Genomic DNA, 25,837 nt, shown 5'->3' on the forward strand with positions numbered 1-25,837 from the left:
CCGGGGGGGCCGGGGCTCCCGGGGGGGGGGGGGGGCCGGCCCCCCCGGGGGCGGGGGGGGGGGCGGGGCGGGGGGGGGGGGGGCGCGCGCGGGGGGGGGGGGGCCCCCGCGGGCGCGACCGCGACCGGGCAGGCGCTGGGCGGGCTGGTGAACGCGGTCGACCCGGAGCTGGTGCTCGTCGGCGGCGGTGTCGCCTCCTGCGGCCCGGCCTGGTGGGAGCCGCTGCGCGCGGCGGTGGCGGCCGAGGTGCTGCCCGCGGTGCGCGGGACACCGGTGCTGCCCGCGGAGCTGGGTGCGGACGCGGCGGTGCTGGGCGCCGTCTGGATGGCGTGGGAGGAACTGGCGTGAACGTGCTGGAACGGTTGCGGGGCCGGCTGATCGTGTCCTGCCAGGCCTACCCCGGGGAGCCGCTGCGCGACCTGGATTCGATGCGGCGGATGGCGCTGGCCGCGCTGCACGGCGGTGCGGCGGGCATCCGCGCGCAGGGCCTGGACGACCTGCGGCTGATCCGCGAGTCGGTCGACGTGCCGCTCATCGGGTTGTGGAAGGACGGCGCGGAAGGCGTGTACATCACCCCGACCGCCGACCACGCGGTGGCGGTGGCCGGGACGGGTGCGGACGTGGTCGCCTTCGACGGCACGGACCGCCCGCGACCGGACGGCAGGCCGCCGACGGAGACGATCGCCGCGATCCACGCCGCCGGGCGGCTCGCGATGGCCGACGTGTCCACTGTGGAAGAAGGAGTGCGGGCGGCGGAGCTGGGCGCGGACGTCGTCGGCAGCACGCTGTCCGGCTACACCGGTGCGGGGCCGAAACCGACCGGCCCGGACCTGGACCTGGTGGCGGAGCTGGCCGCGGTGCTGCCGGTGCCGGTCATCGCCGAGGGCCGCATCCACACCCCGCAGCAGGCGGCCGCGGCGATCGCCCGGGGCGCGCACGCGGTCGTCGTCGGCACCGCCATCACGCACCCCACCACGATCACCGGCTGGTTCGCCGGGGCGCTGCCCTCCCGGTGAGCCGACGGGCCGATCGCCCGCCCCGGCCTCAGGTCGAGCGGAGGGTGCGGGGGCCGCGGACGTACCAGAGCACCGGGCCGACGAACGGCAGCGCCAGCGCCAGCAGGACCCACAGCATTGCTCGGCCGCCGTCGAGCTCCGGCTGCACGAGGATGTCGGCGAGCGCGTGGAGGAAGAGCAGCAAGGCCAGCAGGAGGGCGAGCTGCCACAGCGCGGGTACGCCCAGGTGGTCGAGCAGGTGGTGCACGGTGTCGGCTCCGTTCTCGGTGGTTCGCCGTAGTGGAACCACCGTCGCAGCCGGAGCCGCCCTCCCGCGTCGATCGATCGACCTCGTCGCGCTGTCCGAAGGTCGATCCCCGGGTGGCCGTTCGGCTCGCAGCCGGGTTCTGCCGGGTCGGGCTCGGTGAGCGGGACGCCGCGCCGGGCTCGGCCGGGCCGGCTCGGCGCTCGGCGGACGGACCGCGTCGGTCCGGGGTGGCCGCCCGGTCAGCGGGCGTCCGGTGAGCGACCGCCCGGTCAGCGGGCGTCGGGTGAGCGACCGCCCGGTCAGCGGGCGTAGCGCCGGTGGGCGTCCGGGCGGCCGACGACGAACCACAGCAGGCTGCCCAGGAAGGGCGCGATGAAGGCCAGCACGATCCACACCAGCTTCATGCCGCCGCTCAGCGCCGAGCCGAGGATGCTGATCAGCGCCGCGATGAACAGGAACACGAAGGCCGCCGCCACGAGCAGGCTCCCGCCCACCAGCAGGAAACCCCAGATCTGTTCGGTGCCGTTCGCCGCGGCCATCGACTGCTGTGCGACCAGGGACATCATCGGAAAGCTCCGTTCTCAGTGGACCGTCTCGGTGGCGTCCGCCGCCGACGTGAACCACTTTCGCAGTTCTGGACGTCCTCGCACCTCAGAAGATCGGCCGGAACGGGATTGACCGAAAGTCCTACCTCCGCTGCCGAACGGCCCGCCGGTCAGCACCGGAGCCGGCGCCGCGCGTCCGCGCGGCCGACGGCGAACCACAGCAGGCCGCCCAGGATCGGCGCCACGCACACGACGATCAACCAGACCAGCGTCATCCCGCAGCCGGTCCCGGAGGTCAGGACGCTCGTCACCGCGGTGATGAAGAAGATCGCGTAGCCGATCAGGAACAGCGTCAGGAACGCGGCGACCGGGTCGAAGTGGGACATCGGGAACTCCATTCCTCGCAGGGCCGGTGGCACCTCCACCGACGCGTCCCACGGTTCCCGCTCCCCCCGGCCGCTCGCCTCGACGAACCGGCCGGACTCCGCGGACCGATCGGCCGAGCCCGTCCGGTCCGGCACCGACCGGCCGGCCGAACCGCCCGCCGACCGCCCGTCCCGGGGGACGACCGCGGTGCGGCGCCCGCCGGCCGGGAGGGTCAGGTCTGGTCGTGCTCCGCGACGGTCCAGGCGCGGGCCTGGTCGCTGAGGGTGATGCCGAGGCCGGGTCGCGGGGACAGGTGCATCCGGCCGTCGGCGATCTCCAGGTGCTCGTTGAACAGCGGGTCGAGCCATTCGAAGTGCTCCACCCACGGTTCGTGCGGGTAGGCCGCCGCCAGGTGCACGTGGATCTCCATCGCGAAGTGCGGTGCCAGCTGCAGGTTCCGCTGCTCGGCCAGCGCCATCACCTTGAGGAACCGGGTGATGCCGCCGATGCGCGGTGCGTCGGGCTGCACGATGTCGGCGCCGCCCAGCCGGATCAGCTCGGCGTGCTCGGCGACGCTGGTGAGCATCTCGCCGGTGGCGATGGAGGTGTCGAACGCGGCCGCGAGGCCCGCGTGCCCCTCGGCGTCGTAGGCGTCGAGCGGTTCCTCGATCCACACCAGGTCCATCGGTTCCAGGGCGCGGCACATCCGGCGCGCGGCCGGCCGGTCCCACTGCTGGTTCGCGTCGACCATGAGCGCGACCTGGTCGCCGATCTTCTCGCGCACCGCGGACACGCGGGCCAGGTCGGTGCGGCCGTCCGGGTGCCCGACCTTCAGCTTGATTCCGCCGATGCCGCCGGCGACGGATTCGGCGGCGCGCTCCACCACTTCTTCCACCGGCGAGTGCAGGAAACCGCCCGAGGTGTTGTAGCAGCGCACCGAATCGCGGTGCGCGCCGAGCAGCTTCGCCAGCGGCAGCCCGGCCCGCTTCGCCTTCAGGTCCCACAGCGCCACGTCGAACGCGGCGATCGCCTGCACCGACAGGCCGCTGCGTCCCACCGAGGCGCCCGCCCACACCAGCTTGTCCCAGATCTTGCCGATGTCGTGGGGATCCTCGCCGATCAGCACCGGCGCGATCTCGCGGGCGTGCGCGAACTGGCCGGGGCCGCCGGCCCGCTTCGAATAGCCGAATCCGATGCCCTCGCAACCGGATTCGGTGCTGATCTCGGCGAACAGCATGGCGACCTCGGTCATCGGCCGCTGCCTGCCGGTGAGGACCTTCGCGTCGCTGATCGGCGTGGCCAGCGGCAGCGTCACCGAAGAGATCTTGACGCGGCTGATCCGGTCGAGGGTGGCGGACTGGGGCATCGGGCGAACTCCCTTGCACGAGGGGATTTTCCGGTCACTGCCTGGATCTCAGTGGGAACGAGCGGTTCAGGAGTCGAAGTGGATGCGCTTGATCGGACCCATCACGGCGAACCCGACGAGCGCGAGCAGCCCGTGGGCGGCGACGAACCAGAGGGCGGTGGTGAACGAACCGGTGGCCTGCACCGTGTAGCCGATGACGATGGGCGTCACGATGCCCGCCGCGTTGCCGAAGGCGTTCATCGTCGAGGCCACGAAGCTCGACGCCTGCGGCGGCGCGATGTCGGTGGTGATGGCCCAGCCGAGCGAGCCCACGCCCTTGCCGAAGAAGGCCAGCGTCATCAGCGCCACGATCAGCACGCTGCTGTCGGTCAGGTTGCAGAGGGCGATGCTGGTGGCCAGCAGCATGCCGAACACGGACGGCACCTTGCGGGCCGCGGTCAGGGAAAAGCCGCGCCGCAGCATCGCATCGGACAGGAATCCGCCGAGCAGCCCGCCGCCGAAGCCGCACAGCGCGGGCAGCGCCGCGACGAAACCGACTTCCAGCAGGGACAGCCCGCGGCCCTGCACGAGGTACACCGGGAACCAGGTGATGAAGAAGTAGGTCAGCGCGTTCACCGCGTACTGCGAGACGTACACGCCCCACAGGGCGCGGGCGGAGAAGATCTGCCGGAAGGTGGCCGCGTTCAGCGGTGCCCGCTCCTGCACCCGTTGCGCGTCCCCGCTCTTCGGGGCGTCGAGGTCGACGAGCCCGCCACCGGAGCTGATCTTCTCGAACTCGGCCGCGGACACCCGCGGGTGGTCGCGCGGCGAGTCCATCCAGCGCAGCCACAGCGCGGCCAGCGCGAACCCGAGCACGCCGAGCAGCACGAACACCCAGCGCCACCCGTACTGGTGGGTGATCCACCCCATGATCGGGGCGAACAGAGCGGTGGCGAAGTACTGCGCCGAGTTGAAGATCGCGGTGGCGCGGCCGCGCTCCGCGGTGGGGAACCAGGCGGTGGCGACCCGCGCGTTCGCGGGGAACGCGGGCGATTCGAACGCGCCCAGCAGCAGCCGCAGCACGAAGATGGTGGCCACCGCGATGAGCACCGGTGTGGTGACCAGCCCGACGGCGCTGACCGCGAGCGTCACCGCCGTCCACAGCACCAGGCTCCACGCGTAGACGCGGCGCGCGCCGAACCGGTCCAGCAGCATCCCGCCGGGCAGCTGCGCCACCACGTACGCCCAGCTGAACGCGGAGAAGACGTAGCCGAGCTGCACGGTGCTGAAGCCCAGCTCCTCCTGCACGCTGCTGCCGGTGATGGACAGGCTGCTGCGGTCCGCGTAGTTCACCACGGTGATCGTGAAGATCAGGGCGAGCACCAGGTAGCGAGTGGGGATGCGCGTCCCCGCCGTTCTCCCGGCCGCTCCCGATTCATTGCCAGACATCGTCGTCCTTCCGCAGGGGAAAGCGAGCCGGTAGTCCCGGAGCGGCACCACCGGGGTTCCCGATCGCGAAGTGCCAGCAGACTAGGGTCGGCAGATCATGCGCGGCCAACACCGTTTCGGCATCATCCGATGCCGAAAATGAATCGGGATTCCGCGCGGACCAACGAAGACGACCGATCGGAGCAGCACCCGGTACCACCTCGGCGGAATCCGATTCATCCGAAGAATTCCCGTTCTGCCGTTGCGGTGATCAGCCTGGAAACGCTCCGGAGAATCGTGTGAAGACCTCACCGAAGCCGATCAGGCTTCCGCTGGCGATCCGTGGGGGAATGCCGGACTGGGGTCCAACAGAAAATCGAGGAAGCGGATGCACATCGCGAAGAAGGCGGCCACCGCCGCCGCGCTGACCGGCGCCGTCCTGGGAACCGCACTGGTGGGAGGCGGCGCGGCCGCCGCGGCTCCGAACGATTCGGACGGCGTCATCACCGTTCTGGGAACGTGCGGGGACACGTTCTCCCCCTCGGTCGGCGGGGGCGCGGCCGGGTGGACCATCACCTGCGGCAGCGGGAAGGTCCGGGTGCAGGGCTGGGTCAAGGACACGAAGGCGGACGGCAAGGCGGCCGAGGTGTACGGGAGCTGGGGCAACGGCGACAGCTTCGGCACCGTCCGGGCCGGTGGGAACGGCACCGAGAAGGAGTTCAACAAATCGCATTCCGGAACGACGGTGAGCCTGCACCTGCGGGTCATCTGATCCACCCGATCCACCGCCCCCCGATTCCGGTACGACAATTGCGGCGGGAATCGGCTGAATCCTGAATTCGAATCGAACCCGGGAGCACGCGCGGCGCGCGCAAGAATGCGCCGCGCGTGTTCCCACGCACCCGGAGCGATTCGGGCGGAGGACGAACCGGGGGCGGGCCGCCGCCGATCGCCCAGTACTCTGCTCGGCGGAGCGGACGGAGGGATCGCGATCAGCACTCGGTGCCCCACGGGCGAGCACGAGCACCACGACGTCTACGAGGCCCAGTGCCCCTGCCGGTCGGTGTTGGACCTGCTGGCGAACAAGTGGTCCGCGCTGGCGATCGGCGCCCTCGAAGCGGGACCGCACCGGTTCGGCGCCCTGCAGCGGCGCCTGCAAGGGGTCAGCCCGAAGGTGCTCACCCGGACGCTGCGCCGTCTGGAGGCGACCGGGCTCGTGGCGCGGACCGTGTACCCGGAGGTACCGCTGCACGTCGAGTACGAGCTCACCGAGCTCGGCCGCGGCGCCGCCGTCCCGCTCAACGCCCTGCGCGCCTGGGTCGAGGACCACATCGACCAGCTCCCGCGCTGAACGGACGGGCGCTCCGGCGCCGCGCGCTCCGGTGCTCGCGAGCACCGCCCCGGACGCATCCCTGCCGCACGTCCCGCCACCGGCGCACGCTTCCCGCCGCCGCGGCGATCCCGCACACCCCCGAGCTCGTCCGGCCGCGGCTGTTGACTGCGCCACACCCAGCTCCATATTGTTCTTCCGCTCGACTTAGTACAAACCATGATCTTGCGGGAGCGCACATGACGATCAGCGGCGATCGTTGTCCGGGCGGCGGCCGCGCCGCCGAACGCGCACGGCGGCGGACCCCGTGCTGAGGCCGGGCGGGCTCGTCACCCGGTGCGCGACGGCGGTCCTGGGACTGGCGGTGGTCACCGCGGGCGCGACGTCGGCGTGGGACACCGCCCGCTCCGGCGCGGGACTCCGGGACAAGCTCAAGATCGTGGCCCCGGCCGCCCCCGGCGGCGGCTGGGACACCACCGCCCGCGAGCTCCAGCACGCCGCGCAGGCGAACGAGCTCACCGGCACCGCCGAAGTGCTCAACGTCGAAGGCGCGGGCGGCACCATCGGCCTCGCCCGCACCGCGAACCAGCCCGGCGACCCGAACACGCTGCTGCTCACCGGCACGACCATGCTCGGGGCGATCGAGATCAACGGGTCGTCCACCCGCGTCTCCGACACCACGCCCATCGCGCGGATCACCGAGGACTACGACGCGATCGTGGTGCCCGCCGACTCCCCGCTGCGCACCGTGCACGACCTGATGGACCGCTGGCGGGCCGACTCCGGCGGGGTCGTCGGCGGCGGCGGCTCGATCGGCAGCCTGGACCACCTGCTGGCCGGGTCGGCGGCGGCCGAGGCCGGGGTGGGGCCCGCGGGGTTGAACTACATCGCCTACTCCGGCGGTGGTGAGATGGTCGCCGCGCTGCTCGGCGACCACCTCGACGTCGGGTTCGCCAACACCGACGAGATCAGCGACCAGGTCGCCGCGGGCGAACTGCGGGTGCTCGGCGTCTCCGCGCCGCAGCGCACCGCCGACCTGCCGGACGCGCCGACGCTGCGCGAAGCCGGCGTGGACATCGTGCTGTCGAACTGGCGCGGGCTCGTCGCCGCACCCGGCATCACCGCCGATCAGGCCGCGGACGCGCGCGCGTTCGTCCGCGAGCTCACCGCCACCCCGCAGTGGCGGGACGCGCTGCGGCGCAACAACTGGCTGGACGGGTTCCAGGACGGACCCGAGTTCGACCGCACCCTCGCGGCGGAGACCGACCGGATCCGCGACATCACCGAGAAGCTGGGGCTCGCATGACCACCACCGACGCCACCTCCGGACGCGGTTCCGACCGGCTGCTCGCGGGCATCGTGCTCGTCCTCGGCGGCTTCCTCGTCGTCGAAGGGCTGCGGTTGCCGCTGCCGGTCAACGTCGGCCACCTCGGCCCGCAGTGGTTCCCGCTCGTCGTCGGCGCGCTGCTGTTCCTGCTCTCCGGCGCGCTGCTGCGCGGGAGCGGCCGCGCCCCCGCCGAACCGCGGGAGCGGACCGATCGGCGGGCGTTCCTGCTCGTGGTCGCGACGCTCGCCGCGCACCTGGTGCTGCTCCCGCTGCTCGGCTGGATCCCGGCGGGCACCGCGCTGTTCTGGGGCGTGGCGCGGGCCCTCGGCAGCGGCAGGGCCCTGTTCGACCTGGGCGTGGCCGTGGTGTTCGCCTGCGCCGTCCAGTTCGCGTTCACCGCCGGGCTCGGCGTCGCGCTGCCGGTCGGACTCCTCGCGGAGGTGCTGTGAATGGACGCCTGGAACCTGCTGCTCGGCGGCTTCGCCGACGCGCTGTCCCCGACGAACCTGCTGCTGTGCCTGGTCGGCGTGGTCCTCGGCACCGCCGTCGGAGTGCTGCCGGGGCTGGGCAGCTCGATGGCCGTGGCGATGCTGATCCCGCTGACCTTCCGGCTGGAACCGACCGGGGCGTTCATCATGCTCGCCGGGGTGTACTTCGGCGGGCAGTTCGGTGGGGCCACCACCGCGATCCTGCTCAACACGCCCGGCCAGTCGTCGTCGATGGCCACCGCGTTCGAGGGCTTCCTGATGGCCCGGGCCGGACGCGCCCCGCAGGCGCTGGCCACCTCGGTGCTCGGGTCGTTCGTCGGCGGGACCATCGCCTGCATCGCCGTGGTGTTCTGCGCGCCGCACCTGGTGGACTTCGCACTGCGGTTCGGGCCCGCCGAGTACTTCGCGCTGGCGCTGTTCGCGTTCGCCGCCACTGCCGCGGTCGTCGCCGACTCTGCGGTGCGCGGGATGACCGCGCTGGGGCTGGGCCTGGCGCTGGGGGTCGTCGGCATCGACGCGCAGACCGGGGTGGCGCGCTACACGCTCGGGTCGGACTCGCTGCTCGACGGGATCAGCGTCGTCGTGGTCACCGTCGGGATGCTCGCCATCGGCGAGGTGCTGCACGTCGCCGCGCGAGGTCCCGGCACCCACCGGTTGCAGGACGTCGCTTCCGGGCGGCCCTGGCTGAGCCGCCGGGACCTGCGGCGCTCGTTCCTGCCGTGGCTGCGCGGCACGGCCGTCGGCCTGCCGTTCGGCGCGATCCCCGCGGGCGGCTCGGAGATCCCCACGTTCCTGTCCCTCGGGCTGGAGCGGCGGCTGGCCCGCCGGCGCGGCGGATCCGAGTTCGGGCGCGGCGCCATCGAAGGCGTCGCCGCTCCCGAGGCCTCGAACAACTCCACCACCGCGGTGTCGCTGGTCCCGCTGCTCGGGCTCGGCCTGCCGACCTCCGCGACCGCGGCGATCATGCTCGGCGCGTTCCAGCAGTACGGGATGCAGCCGGGGCCGCTGCTGTTCGAGAAGGAGGGCGATCTGGTCTGGGCGCTGCTGGCGAGCCTGTTCATCGGCAACGTGCTGCTGCTGGTGCTGAACCTCCCGTTCGCGCCGGTGTGGGCGAAGCTGCTGAGCATCCCGCAGCACTACCTGTACGCGGCGATCGCCGTGTTCGCGACGCTCGGCGCCTACTCGTCGAAGCTGGCGATCTCGGACGTGGTGCTGGTCTACCTGGTCGGGTTGCTCAGCTTCCTGTTGCGGCGCACCGGGGTTCCACTCGCGCCGGTGCTGATCGGCGTGATCCTCGGCCCGCTCGCCGAACGCGAGCTCCGGCGGGCGATGGCGCTGGGGCAGGGCGACGTGCTGGTGCTGGTGCAGGGTCCGATCGCGATCGGCCTGTACGCGGTGCTGGCCGCGGCGCTGGTGGTGGCGCTCGGGATGCGGCGGCGGGCCGCGGCGCGCGGGTGAGGACGAGCCCGCGCCCGCCGACTAGCATCGCCTCGACGACGACGGCGAGGAGATCATGGCCCCCACCATCGAAACGCAGGTCATCGACCTGATCCGGCGTTCCGGGCTGGAGCGGGGCGCGCACGTGCGCGAGCAGTGGGTGGCCGATTCGCTGGACATCTCCCGCTCGCCGGTGCGCAAGGCGCTGTCCTACCTCGCCGAGCTGGGCCTGGTGACCCGGCAGCCGAACCGCGGCTACTTCCTCAACCGCTCGGCCGCGGAACTGGCGCACGTGGACCTGTCGGCGGACGACGCCGCGGAGGACGCGTACTTCCGCATCGGCGACGACCACCTCAGCGGCCGGTTCACCGGCGAGTTCACCACCGCCGAGGTGCGTCGGCGGTACGGGCTCACCGCGCGCGAGGCCGACCGGGTGCTGCTGCGCATGGAGCGGGAGGACCTGATCCGGCGCAGGCCCGGCCGCGGCTGGGCGTTCCAGCACCTGCTGACCACCGCGGAGGCGCACGACCAGAGCTACCGGTTCCGCATGATCGTGGAACCGGCCGCGGTGCTCGAACCCGGCTTCACCGTGGACGCCGAGAAGTTCGCGCTGCACCGCGAGCAGCAGCGGGCCCTGCTGAACGGGGACGCGCTGCTGCTGCCGCGCGGCGAGCTGTTCCGGGTGAACGCGGAGTTCCACGAGATGGTGGTGGGCTGCGCGGCGAACGCCTACCTGCTCGATTCGGTCAGCCGGGTCAACCGGGTCCGCAGGCTCGTCGAGTACCGGCACCAGACGGACCGGCAGCGGCTGGTCCGCCAGGCGCGGGAGCACCTCGAACTGCTGGACCTGCTCGAAGCCGGGAACCGCGAGTCGGCGTCGCGGTTCCTGCGCGACCACCTCGACGAGGTGCGCGCGGTGAAGACGCGGCTGCCCGGCACCCGCTGAGCATTTTGTTTTTGGCCGCGTATTCGTACAATCATTGTCATGGTCGGAACCGCTGAACTCACCGTCGGGGAGCGCGCGCACCGGTACGTCCCGCTGCGGGAGATCGCGTCCGAGGCGGAGCTGGCCGCGATGCCGCACGCGATCCGCGTGCTGCTGGAGAACGTGGCCCGCCGCGCGCCCGCCGCGCTGCCCGCCGTGCTGCGCCGCGCGCGCGACCGCACCGGCGATTGCGCGGTGCCGGTGCACCCGAACCGGATCATGCTGCACGACACCACCTGCCTGCCCGCCCTCGCCGACTTCGCGGGGATGCGCGACGGCCTCGCCGAGCTCGGCGGCGATCCGGAGCTGCTGCAGCCCGCCATCCCGGTGGACCTCACCGTCGACCACTCGGTCATCACCGAGGTCTACGGCACCGCCGACGCGGTGGAGCGCAACCTGCTCATCGACTTCCGGCGCAACCGGGAACGTTACGAGTTCATCAGGTGGGCCGAGCGCAGCGTGCGGAACTTCCGCGTCGTGCCACCGGGAACCGGCATCATCCACCAGGTCAACATGGAATCCCTCGCGCGCGTGGTGTGGGCGGACGACTCCGGCGAGGTGCCGCTCCTGCACCCCGACCTGCTGGTGGCGACCGACAGCCACACCCCGATGATCAACTCGATCGGGGTGGTCGGCTGGGGCGTCGGCGGGCTGCAGGCGCAGGCCGCGATGCTCGGCGAGCCCGTCGTCCTCCCGTTCCCCTCGGTCGTCGGCGTGCGGCTGCTGGGCAGGCTCCGCAGCGGGGTCACCGCCACCGACCTGGCGCTGACCGCGACCGAGGTGCTGCGCGCGCACGGCGTCATCGACAAGTTCGTCGAGTTCTTCGGCCCCGGCGCCGCCGACCTCGGCTGGGCGGACCGCGCCGCGGTGGCGAACATGGCACCCGAGTACGGCGCGACCTGCGCGTACTTCCCGTTCGACCAGCAGGCGCTGGACTACCTCGAACTCACCGGCCGCGACGCCGACCACCGGGCCGTGGTGGAGGCGTACCTGCGGGCGCAGGGACTGTTCCGCACCGGCGGGGAACCCGACCCGGTCTACGACGAACTGCTCACGCTCGACCTGGACGCGGTGGAACCCAGCGTCGCCGGGCCCCGGCTGCCGCACGCGCGGATCCCGCTGTCCCGGGTGCCCGCGGCCTTCCGCGCCGCCGCCGGGGAGCAGGAACCCGCCGCGGGCGCGTTCGACGAGCCCGTTCCCGCGGGCGGTGTCGCCATCGCGTCCATCACCAGCTGCACCAACACCGCGAACCCGGCGCTGATGGTGCAGGCCGGGCTGCTGGCGCGGCGGGCGGCGGAACGCGGGCTGCGCGCCAAGCCGTGGGTGAAGACCTCGCTGTCACCGGGTTCCCGGGTGGTCAGCGACTACCTCGACGCGGCCGGGCTGCTCGCCGCGCTCGGCGACACCGGGTTCCACGTCGCCGGGTTCGGCTGCATGACCTGCATCGGGAATTCGGGGCCGCTGCACCCGGCGGTGGACGAGCTGGTCGACGAGGGGTTCGCCGCGACCGCGGTGCTGTCCGGGAACCGCAACTTCGCCGGGCGGGTCAACCCGAAGGTCGACCACTCGTTCCTGGCGTCCCCGCCGCTGGTCGTCGCCTACGCGCTGGCCGGTTCGGTGCTGCACGACTTCGAGGCCGAACCGATCGGGCGAGACCGGGACGGGACGCCGGTTCACCTCGCCGACCTGTGGCCGTCGGACGAGGAGGTCCGCCGGGTCGTCGCGGAGTCGGTGCGCCCGGAGATGTTCCGCGCCAACACGGGCCGGCTGCGGGACGGCACCGCGCACTGGCACGAGCTGAGCGCCCCCGCGGGCACCCGGTTCCCGTGGGACCCCGCCTCTACCTACATCCGGCGACCGCCGTACGTGGCGGACCTGCCCCGGGACCCGCGGGGCGAGCTCGGGTTCGACGGCGGCCGCGTGCTGCTGCTGCTCGGCGACGACGTCACCACCGACCACATCTCCCCCGCCGGGGCCATCCCCGCCGACAGCGCGGCCGGGCGGTACCTGCGGGAGCGCGGCACGCCGCCGCGCGACCTGAACCAGTACTCCACCCGGCGCAGCAACCACGAGGTGATGCTGCGCGGCGCCTTCACCAACCGGGCCGTGGTCAACCGGCTGCTGCCGGACCGGGAGGCGGGGGGGGGCGGGCGGGCGCTCGACGCGGCCGGGCGACCGGCTTCCGCTTACGAGGCCGCGATGTCCTGCCGCGAGGCCGGGATCCCGCTGATCGTCGTCGCGGGCAAGAACTACGGCGCCGGGTCGAGCCGGGACTGGGCGGCGAAGGCGCAGGCGCTGCTGGGCGTGCGCGCGGTGCTCGCCGAGACCTTCGAGCGCATCCACCGCAGCAACCTGATCGGCATGGGCGTGCTGCCGCTGCTGTTCGAGCCCGGGGAGTCCGCCGCCGACCACGGGTTCCGCGCCACCGACGAGCTCGCCCTGACCGCGCCGGAGGCGCTGGTGCCCGGGCTGAACCGGCTCGTGCTGACGATCCACCGGGACGGGGGCGAGCGCTCGCTCACCGTGCTGCTGCGGGTCGATTCGGACAGCGAGATCGCCTACCTCCGGCACGGCGGCACCCTCCCCTACGTGATCCGCGGGGCGCTGCCGCGGGCGTGAACGAGCGGGCGCGCGGTACTCCGGGTCGTGCGGTTCCGGGGCCGCGGCCGCAGCTCGCGGGGAGATCCCTCGCCGGAAGCGGTGGAACATCCGCCGGCCGCCCGGCAAGATCAGCGGGATGGACGAGGACACGACCGCGGCGCGGCGCCCGCGGAAGCGGTGGCGCCGCGTCCTCCGCGGCGTGCTGATCGCGTGCGGCGCGCTGGTGGCGGCCGTGGGGATCGCGTTCGGCATCGGCTACCTGGTGTGGCCCATCCCGGACCCGGTCGAGATCGCGGCGCGCACCGACCAGTCGGTGCTGATCGCGCACTCCGACGGCAGCGAGATGACCCGGATCGTGCCGTCGTCCGGGAACCGGACCATGGTCGACGACCTGCGCGCGGACGTGTCGAAGCCGATGCGGGACGCGACGCTCGCCGCCGAGGACGCGTCCTTCTACCGCAACAGCGGGTTCGACCCGCTCGGCATCGTGCGGGCCGCGTGGTCGCAGGTGACCGGCGGCGTGGGTGGTGGTTCCACGCTCACCCAGCAGTACGTCAAGCTCGCCACCGGCGCCGACGAGCACACCTACACCCGCAAGTTCAAGGAGGTCGTGCTCGCGTTCAAGGTGACCAACGAGCTGCCGAAGGACGAGATCCTGCAGGCCTACCTGAACACCGCGTACTACGGGCGCGGCGCGTACGGGGTGCACGCGGCCGCCGAGGCCTACTTCGGGAAGCCGCCCGCCGACCTCGACCCGAGCGAAGCCGCGCTGCTGGCCGGGATGGTCCAGCGCCCGACGGAGAACGACCCGGCGTACAACGCCGAGCAGGGCCGGGCCCGCTGGGAGTACGTCGCCGGGCAGCTGCGGCGGCACGGCATGGTCGACGACGCGCAGGCGGCGAAGATGCGGATGCCCGGAACCCGGGAGCGCTTCGCCTGGCGCGGCGAGGCGCTGTCCGGCACCACCTACGAGATCCGCCAGCAGGTGCTGGAGGAGGCCGAGCGGGCCGGTTTCACCGAGGGCACCTTGCAGCGCGGCGGCTATTCGATCATCACCACCATCGACGCCGCGGCGCAGCGCGCGGCGGAGCAGGCCGTCGCCGAGGTGACCGCCCGCGCACCGGGCTCGCACGCGGCGCTGGTCGCGATCGAACCCGGCACCGGCGCGGTGCGCGCGTACCACAGCGGTGCCACGACGGCGGGCGGCTACGACTGGGCGGCGGCGCCGCAGCACCCCGGCACGGCGTTCGAACCGTTCGCGCAGTTCCTGCAGCTCGCGGGCTCGCAGGCGTCGCAGGAGGCCGGCTGCGAGGGCCCGGAGTGCTCGTCCCCGCGCCCGCAGGCAGCACTGGAGGCGGAGACCGTCCGGCGGAGCGCGGCGCGGCTCGGCTTCGACACCGGTTCGTGGGAGCCGTCCGGCCGGTCCGCGTTCGACGCGTTGACGGCGGGCGAGCAGCCGGTCAGCGCCACCGACGTCGCGCACGCCTACGCGACGATCGCCGCGGACGGGCAGGAGCGGAAGCCGCGGATGCTGAGCCGGATCCTGGACCAGGACGGCCGCGAGGTGCTGGCCGCCGAGTCCGCCCCGCACCCGGCGTTCGCCGAGGACGCCGAAGCCTCGGCGTTGCTGGCGCGCAAGGTCGCCGGTTCCCGGTGGCCGGAGCTGGCGCGGTCCTACGGGACGGAGCCGCTGGTGGTCGAGCGCGGCCGGTACCACTCGATGACGGCGTGGACGAGCGGGTTCACCCCGCGGCTGGCGACGTCGGTGGTGCTCAGCGCCACCGACGAGCAGAACCGGTCGCGGCCGCTGGTCGACGCGGACGGCCTCCCGCTGGACGGGACGGCCGCCACCGACGACGTCTGGCGCCTGTTCGAGGTGGGGCGCGGAGGCGCCGGGGCGCTGCCCCCGCAGCCCGAGCAGGGAGCCGAACCGGGGGCCAGGCCGGGCGGCCGAGCCGAGGAGCCGGACCGGGAGGTCAGGCCGGGCGCCTAGGCCGGGACGACGGGGACGACCCAGCCGTCGTCCGCGGCGGTCCACTCGACCTCGCGGGTCCAGCCCGCGGCGCCGAGCTCGGCGTCGGCCCGTTCGATCCGCGCATCGCCCGCGGGCAGTTCCAGCTCGGTGACCGGCGAGCCGCGGTCGTCGCGGACGACGACCACGGGCGGCCCGCCGGAGTTCGCGGTGATGAAGTGCGCGTTGTTCGCCATGTGCGCCTCCTGGTCCGGTGCGGGCCCCGCGGCGGGGCCTCCCCACCGGGAGTACCCGGTCGGCGGGATCACCACGCTCGGACCGGTCCCCTGGTGTGAAGATCGGCCCGGCCGGGGACCCCGGACGTGGGCACCGCCCGACCGAACGTCCTGCAGCCGAAGTGGAAAGCAGCTCATGAAGGTCCTGATCGTCCTCACCTCGCACGACCGCCTCGGCGACACCGGGAACAAGACCGGTTTCTGGCTGGAGGAGCTCGCCGCGCCCTACTACCGCCTGAAGGAGGCCGGTGCCGAGCTCGTGCTCGCCTCCCCGCAGGGCGGCGAGCCGCCGCTCGACCCGAACAGCGGCGCGCCCGACGCGCAGACCGACGCCACCCGCCGCTTCGAAGCCGACCCCGAGGCGACCGCCGCGCTCCGCTCCACGGTGCGGCTGGACTCGGTGTCGGCCGACGACTTCGACGCCGTCTTCTACCCCGGCGGGCACGGACCGCTCTGGGACCTCGCCGAAGACCAGGACTCGATCCGGCTGATCCAGGACGTGCTGCGCGCCGGGAAGCCGGTCGCGCTCGTCTGCCACGCCCCCGGGGTGCTGCGGCACGTCGCGGATCCCGCCGGTTCCCCGCTGGTCCGCGGCAAGCGCGTCACCGGGTTCACGAACTCCGAGGAGGCCGCGGTGCAGCTGACCGAGGTCGTGCCGTTCCTGGTGGAGGACGAGCTGAAGTCCCTCGGCAGCGACTACTCGCAGGGCCCGGACTGGTCGTCCTACGTGCTGCGGGACGGCCTGCTCATCACCGGCCAGAACCCGGCCTCCTCGGCCGCGGCGGCCGACGACCTGGTGGCGCTGCTCGGCGAGCGGAGCGCCTGACCCGGTCGGGGCCGGCCCGGCCGGCCGGGCGATCCGGCGCCGGGCCCGGGAAGCACGAGCGGGCCGGTGCACGACGCCGGGGCGGCCTCCGATCAGCGCGCGGTGGACGGCGGGCCACCCACCACCGCGCGCAGCGCCGACTCCAGGCGGTCCACGCCTTCGTGCAGGTCGGCCTCCTCGATGGTCAGCGGGGGCGCGATGCGGAAGATCCCGCCCATGCCGGGCAGCTGCACGATGTTCACGTGCAGCCCGCGCTCCAGGCAGGCGGCGGTGACGGCGCGGCCCAGGTCGTCGGCCGGGGTCTTGCTCGCCTTGTCGGTCACCAGCTCGATGCCCTGCAGCAGGCCGCGGCCGCGCACGTCCCCGACCACCTCGTACCGGTCGTGCAGGTCCAGCAGCCGGGACCGCAGCTCCTTGCCGAGCCGCGCGGCCCGCGGCACCAGGTCGTCGCGCTCCAGCACGTCGAGCACGGCCAGCGCCACCGACGCGGCCAGCGGATCGGACACGTGCGTGGTGAAGAACAGGAATCCGCGCTCGTGGCAGGACTGCTCGATCTCCGGGGAGGTCAGCACCGCCGCCACCGGGATCCCCGCGCCGAGCGTCTTCGACAGGGTCAGCAGGTCCGGCACCACGCCGTCGCGCTCGAACGCGTACATGGTGCCGGTGCGGCCGAGCCCGGTCTGCGCCTCGTCGAGGACCAGCAGCATGCCGCGGCGGTCGCAGTGCTCCCGCAGCTTCGCCAGGTAGCCAGCGGGGAGTTCGATGATGCCGCCGGAGGACAGGATCGGTTCCACCACGCACGCGGCGAAGTTCCCGGTGGACTGCTGGTCGACGAGCCGGAAGCCGTAGTCCAGTTCGGACTCCCAGTCGTAGGAGCCGTCGGCGTGCCGGAACGGCGAGCGGTAGGCGTCCGGGGTCGGCAGCGTCAGGTTCCCCGGCACCGGCGGCCCGTACCCGCGGCGGCCCGCGGAGAACGTGGCGGCCGCGGCACCGGAGGTCATCCCGTGCCAGGAGCGGTCGAAGGCGACGACCTCCCAGCCGCCGGTGTGCAGCTTCGCCATCTTGATGGCGGCCTCGTTGGATTCGGCGCCGGTGCTCAGCAGCAGCATCCGGCTCAGCGGGTCCGGCAGCGTCGCGGCGAGCCGCCTGCCGAGCTCCACCACCGGCCGGCTCAGCATCCCCGAGTACAGGTGGCCGAGGTTCGCCACCGCCTCCCCCGCCGCGCGCACCACGTCCGGGTGCGCGTGCCCGAGCAGCGCGCTCATCTGCCCGGACGTGAAGTCCAGGATGGCGTTCCCGTCCGAGTCGTGGACGTGCGAACCGGCGGCCCGCTCGATGATCCGCGGCGTGAACGGCCCGCCGTACCTGACGAGGTGGTCGGCGGCGCACCGCCAGAAGTCCTGGTCGTCCACTGTCCGCTCCCGGCTCGGCGCCACGTGTGCGACGCCGAGCCTAACGATCAGCGGCGGGACGGCAAGGGTGCTAGCCGCGCGGCTGGAGCGGTTTGCGGCCGACGCCCGCCCAGATCCCGGACTGCTCGGGGTGCTCGAACCCGAGGTCCTTGGTGTGGTTGGGGCTGCGGTCCTCCGGGTGCCACTCGGACGTCCAGGCCATGCCCGGTTCCATCAGCTCGAAGTCGCCGAGCAGGCCTTCGATGTCCTTGCGCGGCCGCCAGATCACCGGGCTGGAGGAGCGGTCGTACATGGCCTTGATACCGGCGAGCTTGTCCTCCATCTCCGGCAGCACCCCGTCGTCGGTGATGTGCGAGATCGCGAGGTAGGAGCCGGGCGGCACGAGTTCGCGGTAGCGGGCGACGACCTGCTCGGAGATGTCGGTGCCGTCGGTGCCGAACTGCTGGACGTGCAGGACCGCGATGAGCAGCACCGCGATCGGCTTCTCCAGGTCCAGCACCCCGGTCTCCAGCGCGCGCTGCCACAGCTTGTCCGGGTTGCGCAGGTCCGCGTTGACGGCGGCGTGCCGCTTCGGGTCACCGTGCTTGTCCAGCAGCACCTTGGAGTGCGCGACCGCCACCGGCTCGTTGTCGATGTAGACCACGCGCGAGTCCGGTTCGATCTCCTCGGCGACCGAGTGCGTGTTCCCCATGGTGGGCACGCCGGACCCGATGTCGATGAACTGGTGCACGCCGTGCGCGACCAGCCGCCGCACGGCCCGGTGCAGGAACAGGCGGTTGCTGACGGCGATCGGGCGCAGCAACGGGTACTTGTCGATGACGCTGCGGCCGAAGGCCCGGTCGATCGCCCAGTTCGCGTCGCCGCCGAGGTACCAGTCGTACACCCGGGCCACGCTGGGCTTGGTCAAGTCCGCGGTTTGCGGTGGGTACGGATCCTTGCCCGAGACGCTCATACGTGTGATCTTCCTGCCGCCGCCGAGAAGTCGTCCGCACACTGTAGTACTCCGCGTGCACGCTGTGATCCACGCACGGTCACCGGACCGCTCTGGCTCGGAACACGGCTCGTGGGGCGCTCCTCGACCCGTGCCGCGCCACCTCGCGGCGGACGCGGCGAACCGGGCGTTCCGGTCATCCGCCGTCGTCCCGGGGCCGCTCGGCGACCTCGGGGCCCACCCGCCGCAGCACGTCTAGCTGGGCCGCGTTGTAGAGCTCCGCGACGGCTTTGCCGACGGTCCGCCGGGCGAACGCCGGGCCGCCGGGCGCGTCCTCGTGTGCCTCGGTCAGGTCCGGGTTCAGCGCCCGCAGCGCCCGCACGTAGGGCCTCATGCGCTCGGCGAGATCGGCGCGGGTCGCCTCGTCGGCGTCCGCGGGCAGCGCGTCGAACTCGTCGGCCGCCGGGTCCTGCGGCAGGTTCTCCAGCATCTTCGCGTAGGTCCGCATGCCTTCGGGGCCGAGGACGCGGGTCACCACCACGACCAGGTTCCGGTCCGCATCGGACAGGTCCCGCACGCCGGGTGCCAGGTCCGGCGGCAGTTCGGCGGGGGTCGCGCGGTTGAGGACGACGCCGAGTTCGACGCGGGCGCGCTGCAACCGTTCGATGGTGGCGGCGAGGTCGGCGTCCAGCGCGCGCAGCGCCTCCGCCGGGTGCTCGTCGTCGGCGCCCATCTCGGCGACCTGGGCGAGGGAGAAGCCGAGCTCGGTGAGCCGCTTGATCCGCAGCACCCGCAGCAGGTGCGCCACCCCGTACTTCTTGTAGCCGTTCGATCCCCGCTCGGGCTCGTCGAGCAGGCCGACGTCGTGGTAGTGCCGCACCGCGCGCAGGGTCGTGCCCGCGAGCTCCGCGATCTCCCGGGTGCTCCAGCCCACCGCGCTCATCCCTCTCCACCGGCCCCTCTCCACCGGCCGCGCCCGGGACCGCTCGCCGCGGTGGGCCGGTGCTCGGGCGCGTCCGGTGCCCCGGGCCGGTGCCGCGGAGCATATCGAGTGGATCTCGGGGTCGCCGCCGCACGGGCCGCCGCGCACCGCGGCCCCGGCCCGCTCCCCCGGCGCGCTCCCCCGGCGCGCGGAGACCGGCGCGGGTGCCGGACGCACCGCGGCCCCCCCCCCCGCCCGGGGGGGGGGGGGGGGGGGCGGCCGGGGGGGGGGGGGGGGGGGGGCGCGGGGGGCCCCGCGCCGCGCGCCCCCCCCCCAGCCCCGGGGGCCACGGCGCGTCCGCCCAACCGACCGCCGCGCCCCGCCACCGCCCCCGCTCGGCGGGACGGGCCGGGATCAGCAGCCCTTGATCATCTTCTGGATGGAGCCGGACAACCCGTGGTTGAACTCCTTGCTGCTCTTCTTCCCGGCCGGCATCGACAGGCACTCCAGCCAGGTGTTCTCCGCGTCGGCCAGCTGCACGCTGACCTTGGCGGTCGTGGAGCAGTGGTTGTTGTAGTAGACGCGGGTGTTGAGGCTGCCGGTCGACCAGGACAGGTTCGCCTTGCCGCCCGTGCAGCTCACCGAGTAGTGGTGGTCGGCCTTGGCGGTCGCGTCGGGTGCCGCGGAGGCGGGCGCGACGAGCAGCGCCAGGCAGGCGGCGGTGCCCGCGGTCGCTCCGGCGATGCGGCGGAAAGCCTTCGTGTTCATCTGAGTTCCTCCCAGTGCGCGGCCGGCCGCGCGGCCCGGCCGTCGGTTCCCGTTGCTCGGCGCCCACCCCCGGAGCGCCGTACGCCGATCACGCTAAGCACCACTCGCGACCCGCTTCCAGCCAACTTTGACCAAAGCCGTCCCGCTTCGGCCACGGCTTTGTCCACCCGTGCCAGGACAATGAGCACAAACCTCTGACCTGCGAGGACGACGCGAATCCACCGGGTTCCGGGTCGGCCCGGCGACCGCCCCGGGCGGCGCCCGTCCGCCGACGATCGATCGCGCGGCGAGCCGAGGGCGCGGGGTGGAAGAGCCACCTCGACGCGGAGCCCGCCGCCGGGGGCCTCGATCACCGCCCGCGGGGCCCCTCGTGCTCCGCGGGCGGCCGGGTGCGGGCGCAGGCAGGCCCGCGGCCCCACCCGCGCTCCACCGGACCCGCTCGCCCGGCCGCCCGCGTCGGCTCACTCGGCGTCGGTGCCCTGCACCGGACGCGCGGCGCCCAGTCCTGGCCCGGCCGCGCGGGCGCGGCCCGTCGACCTGGCCGCGGTGGCCGGAGACGCGCTGGAGCAGGTGCGGGCGGCGGCGCCCGGCTGTCCGTCGAGGTCGCCGACGGCTCGATGACGATCACCGCCACGAACACCGGCGATGACCTCACGGCCGCGCACACCGGCGAGCTGTTCGAGGCCTTCCGCAGGCGCCGGGGCCGCACCGGCACCCGCGGGCTCGGCCTCACCCCGGTCCGCGCGATCGCGCGCTCCCACGGCGGGACGGCGGGTGCCGCGCCGAACCCGGGCGGCGGGCTCACCGTCACCGTCCGGCTCCCCGAGGCGGCCGGTCCGGGGCGGGGCTGATCGGGCGCGACCGCCGGCCCGGCGCGGAGCCGGGCGAGGGCGTCGAGCTCGCGGGACCGGTGCGAGTCGGCCGACCGGCCGCCCCCGCGAACCGGCGCGGAAGGCGGCACCCCTGCGCGTCGTCGAGGAACGCGGCTGGCGGCCCGCCCGGACCTCGGCGTGTTCGCGTTCGACAGCGCCGACGGGCGCAGCGGCGGATGCGGCGGTTCCTCGAACTCGGGGCCGGCGGCCGGAGTTCGAGCGGAACCAGCTCGCGGAGGCGTGGACCCGGCTCGCCGGACGACGTCGGGGCCGGACCCGAGTCCGATGTGGACGTTCGGGTCCGGCGCGCCGGGCCGGCCTTACCTGCCGTCGCCGCAGAGGGCGTTCTCGACGATCTCCGACACCGGGTCGGTGGTGGGCGCGGGCACGCCCGGCTCCGGCACCAGCGAGTCGGTGTTGATGCTGACGACCACGCTGCGCTCGCCGTCCGGGCTGACGCCATTGCGGGTCTTGTAGCCGGGGATGTCCCCGCCGTGCGACCAGTAGCCGCCGCAGTCGTTGGGCGCCCACATCAGGCCCAGCCCGTAGCGCATGCCCGGCCAGTTCGCCTCCATCTCGGTGGCGGGCACCGTCCGCTGCATCTCGGCGAGTTCCGCGGGGCGCAGCACTTCGCCGTCGATCAGGGCGCGCAGGAAGCGGTTGCCGTCCGCGGTGCTGCTGATGATGTCGCCCGCGGCCCCGGCCCAGGTGGGGTTGATCTCGGTGACGTCCAGCGGTGCGCCGAAGGTCGGGTTCGGGGAGTTCATGTCGTCCGGGAACCGCTGGTAGCCGGTGGCGTGCGGCCCGGGGATGTGCTTCGAGGCGCGCGGCGTGTACGTGTCGTGCAGCCCGAGCGGTTCGATGATCCGGTCCTGGACCTCGGTCTGCCACTCGTTCCCGGTGACCCGCTGGATGATCATGCCGGCGAGGACGAAGTTGGTGTTCGAGTAGCTCCAGGACGTGCCGGGCTCGAACTTCGGCGGCTGCTGCATGGCCAGCGAGACCAGGTGCTCGGCGGCGAAGGTGTCGTCGCGGTGCTGCTGGAAGCCCTCCTCGTCGAACATCCACGGCAGTTGCAGCACGAACTCGGGCAGGCCGCTGGTGTGCTGCAGCAGCTGCCGGACGGTGATCCGGCTGCCGTCGTTGCCGTTGCCGGACACGACGCCGGGCAACCACTTCTCCACCGGGTCCTCCAGCGAGATCCGGCCTTCGCCGACCAGCTGCAGCAGCGTCGCGGACACGTAGGTCTTGGTGAAGCTGCCGATCCGGAAGTTCGCGTCCCACGGCACGGGGGTCCGCGCCTCGGTGTCGCCGAAGCCGCTGCGGACCTTCGTCGACCCGTCCGGGGTCTGGAGTTCGGCGAGCACGCCGGGAGCGCCGTGGGACAGCAGCACGTCCGCGTCGTGCTGCATGGTGTCGCGCACCGGGGTGGCTCCGGCGGTTCCGGCGAACACGGCCGTCTGGACGGCGGTGACGATCATCAGGGTTGCGAGGGTTCGCTTCATGGCGGTGAACACTAGGTTCGCCGCGGATCCCGGTCGTCGCCCTGGAACGGCATCTTCGGTTACCCCCGTGGGGGTTACTCCCGGATACCCCTGCGGAGCGGCGATTCCGGCCGCCGCACTCACTACGGTGATCTTGTGCCGTGGAAACTGCGAACGATCTGGGCCGATGTGCTGCTGGCGGTCGCGCTGACCGCGTTGACCGTCATCGCGCAGGTCGGCGACCAAGGGGTGAACTGGATCGCCGCCGTGCTGCTGCCGCTCACCGTGGCGCCGGTCGCGCTGCGCCAGCTGGCCCCGGTGCTGACGTCGGCGACGATCGTGCTCGCCACCATCGGGTACCACGCGCTGGGGAACGGCAGCCTGACCAACGCCGGCGTGGGCGTGGTGATCTCGATGTTCACCGTCGCCACGCTGCGCTCGACGCCCGCCGCCGCGGTGATGTGGCTGGTCGGCACCGGCACCGTCATGTTCACCGGGTTCGCCTCGCCGATGCAGCTGACCTGGGCGGAGCTGGCGCAGGCCGCGCCGACGATGTTCATCGTGTGGATGGTCGGCGAGGGCACCAAGCGCTGGGCGCAGCGGTCCGAGCGGCTGGCCGAGGAGGCGGTGCACGCGGTGGCGAACGAGCGGGTGCGCATCGCGCGGGAGCTGCACGACGTCGTCGCCCACCACATGTCGGTGATCTCGTTGCAGGCCGGGCTGGCGAAGTACGTCATCGAGTCGGACCCGCCCACCGCGGCGCGCGCGCTCGCCACCGTCGGCGACACCAGCCGGGAGGCGCTGCACGAACTCCGCAGGCTGCTGGACGTGCTGCGCGTCGACGACGGTCCCGCCGGGCCCGACCCGGAGGCGGAGTACCGCCCGCAGCCGGGACTGGCGGCGCTGGACGGCCTGGTGGAGCGCACCCGGGCCGCGGGCCTGCCGGTGGACCTGGTGGTCACCGGGGAACCGCGCGAACTCCCGGCCGGGCCGGACCTGTGCGCGTACCGCATCGCGCAGGAGTCGTTGACGAACGTGCTCAAGCACGCCGGGCCCGCCGAGGCCACGATCCACCTCGACCACGGGGAGCTGACGTTCACCATGGAGATCACCGACGACGGCACCGCACCGGTGCCGCCGGAGTTCTCGCCGCACTCGCACGGCATCCGCGGCATGCGGGAACGCGCCGAGCTGTACGGCGGCGCCCTCACCGCGGGTCCGCGCGCCGGCGGCGGGTTCGCCGTGGTGCTGCGGCTTCCGACGGGCGAGGCGGCATGACCGTCCGAGTGCTGGTCGTCGACGACCAGACCCTGATCCGGGCCGGGCTCGTCGGGTTGCTGACCGCCGCGCCGGGGCTGGAGGTCGCGGGCGAGGCCGCGGACGGCGCGGACGCCGTGCGGCTGGCCGCCGAGCTGCGGCCGGACGTGGTGCTGATGGACATCAAGATGCCGTCCCTGGACGGGATCAGCGCCACCAGCCGCATCCTCGCGGCCGACCCGGAGGTCCGGGTGATCGTGCTGACGACGTTCGACCTGCCCGAGTACGTGTACACGGCGCTCGGCGACGGTGCCGCCGGTTTCCTGCTCAAGGACACCCCGGCGGACCGGATCGTCGCCGCGGTGCAGGCGGTGGCCGCGGGCGATCTGCTCATCTCGCCGCAGATCACGCACCGGCTGGTGGAGACCTACGCCCAGCACCACCGGACGCACGCGCTCGCGGACGACCGGCTGGACCGGTTGACGGCGCGGGAGACGGAGGTGCTGCGGCTGGTCGGCAACGGCCTCACCAACGCGCAGATCGCGCAGCGCCTGGTGCTCAGCGAGGCGACGGTGAAGACGCACGTCAAGCGGATGATGGCCAGCTGGACCTGACCAGCCGGGCGCAGGCCGTCGTGGTCGCCTACGAGTCGGGCCTGATCGTCCCGGCCGCCCGGCCCGGCAACCGGGGCTGAGCCCGGATTCCGGTCAGCGCGCCCACCGCCGGACGGTTCAGCGTGAGTAGCGGCCGGACTTGATGGCGGTGAGGAAGTCGTTCCAGCGGGCGTGGCCGGTGGTGAAGTGCCCGGCGGCGCGGTCCTTGGTGTCCCGCACGCCGATCACGGTCGGGGTGATCGCCACCTCGACGCAGTTGCCGCCCGAGTTCGACCGGGACGACTTGCGCCACTTCACGTCATGAAGATCCACTGTCACGCCTTTCGCTGCTGGCACTGGTGGGCTTCCCGCGCAGCGGTCACCCGATCCAGTGTCGCAGCGACGGGCAACGAATGGGAGCGCAGTTCGTCGAACACGTATCGCAGTGCGCTGACATCCTCCGCCCGGTCGATGATGTGGCCGCCCAACGGAGTGTCCAGGAAGCCGATCGCCTCGTCCTCGGGATGTTCGAAGGACAGCACGATGAACGACCCGCTCGGAGATGCGTGCGCTCCTGCTTCGAAGGGGAGCACCTGGACGATGACGTTCGGCAACTCACCGAACTCCGCGACCTGCTGAAGTTGCTCCGCCATCACGTCGTGGCCGCCCACCACGCGGTGCAGGGCGGCTTCGCCGATCACGGCCCTGAGCTGGATCGGCGCTTCGTCCACGAGGCGCTTCTGCCGTTCGACGCGGGCCTTGACCCGACGGGCGATGTCCTGCGGGTTCGTGGTGTACCGACCGGCGCGGTGAATCTCGTACGCGTAGCGCTCCGTCTGCAACAGCCCCGGGATCAGATCCAGCTCGAAATTGGCCGCCTCCGTCGCGAACGACTCGAAGTCGACGAACGGCGCGAACCACTCGGGCACGCGGTAGGACTCCCACCAACCGCGTTCCTCGGTGTGCAGCCGGGTTTCCTCCAGCTGCGAGCGCACCTCGGCGGATGCCCCGTACAGCTCCACCAGCAGGTCCAGCTCGGCTTTCTTGACCTTGGACCGACCCGCTTCCACGTGCCGGATCTTCGACTCGGAGCAGCCGAGCGCGCGGCTGGCGTCCGTGACGTCGCAGCCGGACTGCTTCCGCAGTTTGACGAGCCAAGAACCGAGTTGCCTGCGGCGAGCTGTCGACATGGGTCAAGCCTAACGATCATGCGCACACCAGGTGGATCACTCGAATGGGGATCTTGCTCAGTGATTCTGTCAGGAATATGTTCTGACAGTATCAGCTACTGAATCAATTTCGAGCGTGCTCGGTTCCTGCAACGGAGGTGATCCGATGGCTGTTCCGATCTGGGCCGCGTCGTGCGGGCCGGTGGATTCGCGGTGGCACGGGGTGCGGCGGTCCGATGGT

General features: G+C 72.9%; 27 protein-coding genes. 14 read left to right on the forward strand and 13 right to left on the reverse strand.

Translation table 11 applies throughout. From position 1 onward, the window contains the following. Positions 1-348, forward strand: a 348-nt coding sequence (locus LCD31_RS29075) for an ROK family protein (protein ID WP_255623201.1), incomplete at its 5' end; no start/stop codon positions are given. After that, positions 345-1,016, forward strand: coding sequence for an N-acetylmannosamine-6-phosphate 2-epimerase (locus tag LCD31_RS13455; protein ID WP_224958462.1), 672 nt, complete (start codon positions 345-347; stop codon positions 1,014-1,016). The genes LCD31_RS29075 and LCD31_RS13455, both read left to right, overlap by 4 nt. Positions 1,017-1,044: 28 nt before the next feature. On the opposite strand, the gene LCD31_RS13460 is transcribed toward LCD31_RS13455, so the two are convergent. From LCD31_RS13460 to LCD31_RS13480, 5 genes are all read right to left on the reverse strand, one after another. Continuing rightward, entirely contained in the window at positions 1,045-1,263 is a 219-nt protein-coding gene (locus LCD31_RS13460) for a PLDc N-terminal domain-containing protein (protein ID WP_224958463.1), read from the reverse strand. A gap of 299 nt (positions 1,264-1,562) precedes the next feature. Beyond that, a complete protein-coding gene (locus tag LCD31_RS13465; RefSeq protein WP_224958464.1) occupies positions 1,563-1,826 on the reverse strand; it encodes a PLD nuclease N-terminal domain-containing protein in 264 nt (87 codons plus the stop codon). Between the two features lie 152 nt (positions 1,827-1,978). Continuing rightward, a complete protein-coding gene (locus LCD31_RS13470) occupies positions 1,979-2,194 on the reverse strand; it encodes a PLDc N-terminal domain-containing protein (RefSeq protein ID WP_224958465.1) in 216 nt (71 codons plus the stop codon). Between the two features lie 212 nt (positions 2,195-2,406). Further along, the gene (locus LCD31_RS13475; RefSeq protein WP_224958466.1) at positions 2,407-3,540 is read right to left on the reverse strand and encodes a mandelate racemase/muconate lactonizing enzyme family protein; all 1,134 of its coding nucleotides are present in this window, start codon (positions 3,538-3,540) and stop codon (positions 2,407-2,409) included. A 66-nt stretch (positions 3,541-3,606) separates the two neighbouring features. Further along, a complete protein-coding gene (locus LCD31_RS13480; RefSeq protein ID WP_224958467.1) occupies positions 3,607-4,968 on the reverse strand; it encodes an MFS transporter in 1,362 nt (453 codons plus the stop codon). A gap of 367 nt (positions 4,969-5,335) precedes the next feature. Between LCD31_RS13480 and LCD31_RS13485 the strand changes: the two genes are divergently transcribed. The 8 genes from LCD31_RS13485 (at position 5,336) to LCD31_RS13520 (ending at position 15,108) form a co-directional block, all read left to right on the forward strand. Beyond that, positions 5,336-5,719: a hypothetical protein gene (locus LCD31_RS13485; protein WP_224958468.1), complete on the forward strand. Its 384-nt coding sequence runs from the start codon at positions 5,336-5,338 to the stop codon at positions 5,717-5,719. Positions 5,720-6,010: 291 nt separating this feature from the next. Next, the gene (locus LCD31_RS13490; RefSeq protein ID WP_224958470.1) at positions 6,011-6,298 is read left to right on the forward strand and encodes a helix-turn-helix domain-containing protein; all 288 of its coding nucleotides are present in this window, start codon (positions 6,011-6,013) and stop codon (positions 6,296-6,298) included. A 286-nt stretch (positions 6,299-6,584) separates the two neighbouring features. Further along, positions 6,585-7,583: a tripartite tricarboxylate transporter substrate binding protein gene (locus LCD31_RS13495; RefSeq protein ID WP_224958471.1), complete on the forward strand. Its 999-nt coding sequence runs from the start codon at positions 6,585-6,587 to the stop codon at positions 7,581-7,583. Then, positions 7,580-8,053 carry a tripartite tricarboxylate transporter TctB family protein gene (locus tag LCD31_RS13500; protein WP_224958472.1) on the forward strand — a complete coding sequence of 158 codons (474 nt, stop codon included), beginning with the start codon at positions 7,580-7,582 and terminating at the stop codon, positions 8,051-8,053. Before LCD31_RS13495 ends, LCD31_RS13500 begins: the two co-directional genes overlap by 4 nt. Further along, entirely contained in the window at positions 8,054-9,550 is a 1,497-nt protein-coding gene (locus tag LCD31_RS13505; protein WP_224958473.1) for a tripartite tricarboxylate transporter permease, read from the forward strand. Positions 9,551-9,605: 55 nt separating this feature from the next. After that, positions 9,606-10,475: an FCD domain-containing protein gene (locus tag LCD31_RS13510; RefSeq protein ID WP_224958474.1), complete on the forward strand. Its 870-nt coding sequence runs from the start codon at positions 9,606-9,608 to the stop codon at positions 10,473-10,475. A 39-nt stretch (positions 10,476-10,514) separates the two neighbouring features. Continuing rightward, positions 10,515-13,133 (forward strand): aconitate hydratase AcnA, encoded by a 2,619-nt coding sequence (gene acnA / locus LCD31_RS13515; RefSeq protein WP_224958475.1) that lies wholly within the window; start codon positions 10,515-10,517, stop codon positions 13,131-13,133. Positions 13,134-13,251: 118 nt separating this feature from the next. Next, positions 13,252-15,108: a transglycosylase domain-containing protein gene (locus tag LCD31_RS13520; RefSeq protein ID WP_224958476.1), complete on the forward strand. Its 1,857-nt coding sequence runs from the start codon at positions 13,252-13,254 to the stop codon at positions 15,106-15,108. Here LCD31_RS13520 and LCD31_RS13525 read toward each other — a convergent pair. Beyond that, positions 15,105-15,323: a hypothetical protein gene (locus LCD31_RS13525; protein ID WP_224958477.1), complete on the reverse strand. Its 219-nt coding sequence runs from the start codon at positions 15,321-15,323 to the stop codon at positions 15,105-15,107. The two genes, LCD31_RS13520 and LCD31_RS13525, sit on opposite strands and share 4 nt — an antisense overlap. Positions 15,324-15,498: 175 nt before the next feature. Here LCD31_RS13525 and LCD31_RS13530 point away from each other — a divergent pair, with 175 nt between their 5' ends. After that, on the forward strand, positions 15,499-16,188 hold the full coding sequence (locus tag LCD31_RS13530; RefSeq protein WP_224958479.1) for a type 1 glutamine amidotransferase domain-containing protein: 690 nt from the start codon (positions 15,499-15,501) through the stop codon (positions 16,186-16,188). A gap of 92 nt (positions 16,189-16,280) precedes the next feature. Here LCD31_RS13530 and LCD31_RS13535 read toward each other — a convergent pair whose 3' ends face one another. The 4 genes from LCD31_RS13535 to LCD31_RS13550 all read right to left on the reverse strand — a co-directional run bounded on the left by LCD31_RS13535 (position 16,281) and on the right by LCD31_RS13550 (position 20,221). Continuing rightward, the gene (locus LCD31_RS13535) at positions 16,281-17,600 is read right to left on the reverse strand and encodes an aspartate aminotransferase family protein (protein ID WP_224958480.1); all 1,320 of its coding nucleotides are present in this window, start codon (positions 17,598-17,600) and stop codon (positions 16,281-16,283) included. A 70-nt stretch (positions 17,601-17,670) separates the two neighbouring features. After that, a complete protein-coding gene (locus LCD31_RS13540; protein ID WP_224958481.1) occupies positions 17,671-18,552 on the reverse strand; it encodes an SAM-dependent methyltransferase in 882 nt (293 codons plus the stop codon). Positions 18,553-18,727: 175 nt separating this feature from the next. Next, the gene (locus tag LCD31_RS13545) at positions 18,728-19,465 is read right to left on the reverse strand and encodes a MerR family transcriptional regulator (RefSeq protein ID WP_224958491.1); all 738 of its coding nucleotides are present in this window, start codon (positions 19,463-19,465) and stop codon (positions 18,728-18,730) included. Positions 19,466-19,867: 402 nt separating this feature from the next. Then, a complete protein-coding gene (locus LCD31_RS13550; protein ID WP_224958482.1) occupies positions 19,868-20,221 on the reverse strand; it encodes a hypothetical protein in 354 nt (117 codons plus the stop codon). A gap of 389 nt (positions 20,222-20,610) precedes the next feature. Between LCD31_RS13550 and LCD31_RS29560 the strand changes: the two genes are divergently transcribed. Beyond that, positions 20,611-21,072, forward strand: coding sequence for an ATP-binding protein (locus LCD31_RS29560; RefSeq protein ID WP_224958483.1), 462 nt, complete (start codon positions 20,611-20,613; stop codon positions 21,070-21,072). A 341-nt stretch (positions 21,073-21,413) separates the two neighbouring features. Here the strand turns inward: LCD31_RS29560 and LCD31_RS13560 are convergent, their stop codons facing one another. Then, positions 21,414-22,598 carry a serine hydrolase gene (locus LCD31_RS13560; protein ID WP_224958484.1) on the reverse strand — a complete coding sequence of 395 codons (1,185 nt, stop codon included), beginning with the start codon at positions 22,596-22,598 and terminating at the stop codon, positions 21,414-21,416. 135 nt (positions 22,599-22,733) lie between these two features. Between LCD31_RS13560 and LCD31_RS29565 the strand changes: the two genes are divergently transcribed. Together LCD31_RS29565 and LCD31_RS13570 are read left to right on the forward strand one after the other, a co-directional pair. Further along, a complete protein-coding gene (locus LCD31_RS29565) occupies positions 22,734-23,855 on the forward strand; it encodes a sensor histidine kinase (protein WP_224958485.1) in 1,122 nt (373 codons plus the stop codon). Beyond that, the gene (locus LCD31_RS13570) at positions 23,852-24,448 is read left to right on the forward strand and encodes a response regulator transcription factor (protein ID WP_308015846.1); all 597 of its coding nucleotides are present in this window, start codon (positions 23,852-23,854) and stop codon (positions 24,446-24,448) included. Before LCD31_RS29565 ends, LCD31_RS13570 begins: the two co-directional genes overlap by 4 nt. 117 nt (positions 24,449-24,565) lie before the next feature. Here the strand turns inward: LCD31_RS13570 and LCD31_RS13575 are convergent, their stop codons facing one another. Further along, positions 24,566-24,745 (reverse strand): DUF397 domain-containing protein, encoded by a 180-nt coding sequence (locus LCD31_RS13575; RefSeq protein ID WP_224958486.1) that lies wholly within the window; start codon positions 24,743-24,745, stop codon positions 24,566-24,568. Positions 24,746-24,762: 17 nt separating this feature from the next. After that, positions 24,763-25,617, reverse strand: coding sequence for a helix-turn-helix transcriptional regulator (locus LCD31_RS13580; protein ID WP_224958487.1), 855 nt, complete (start codon positions 25,615-25,617; stop codon positions 24,763-24,765). Positions 25,618-25,837: the final 220 nt, after the last annotated feature.

Origin of the sequence: Saccharopolyspora sp. 6M (assembly GCF_020176775.1) — a bacterium.
GTDB classification, from domain to species: domain Bacteria; phylum Actinomycetota; class Actinomycetes; order Mycobacteriales; family Pseudonocardiaceae; genus Saccharopolyspora_C; species Saccharopolyspora_C gregorii.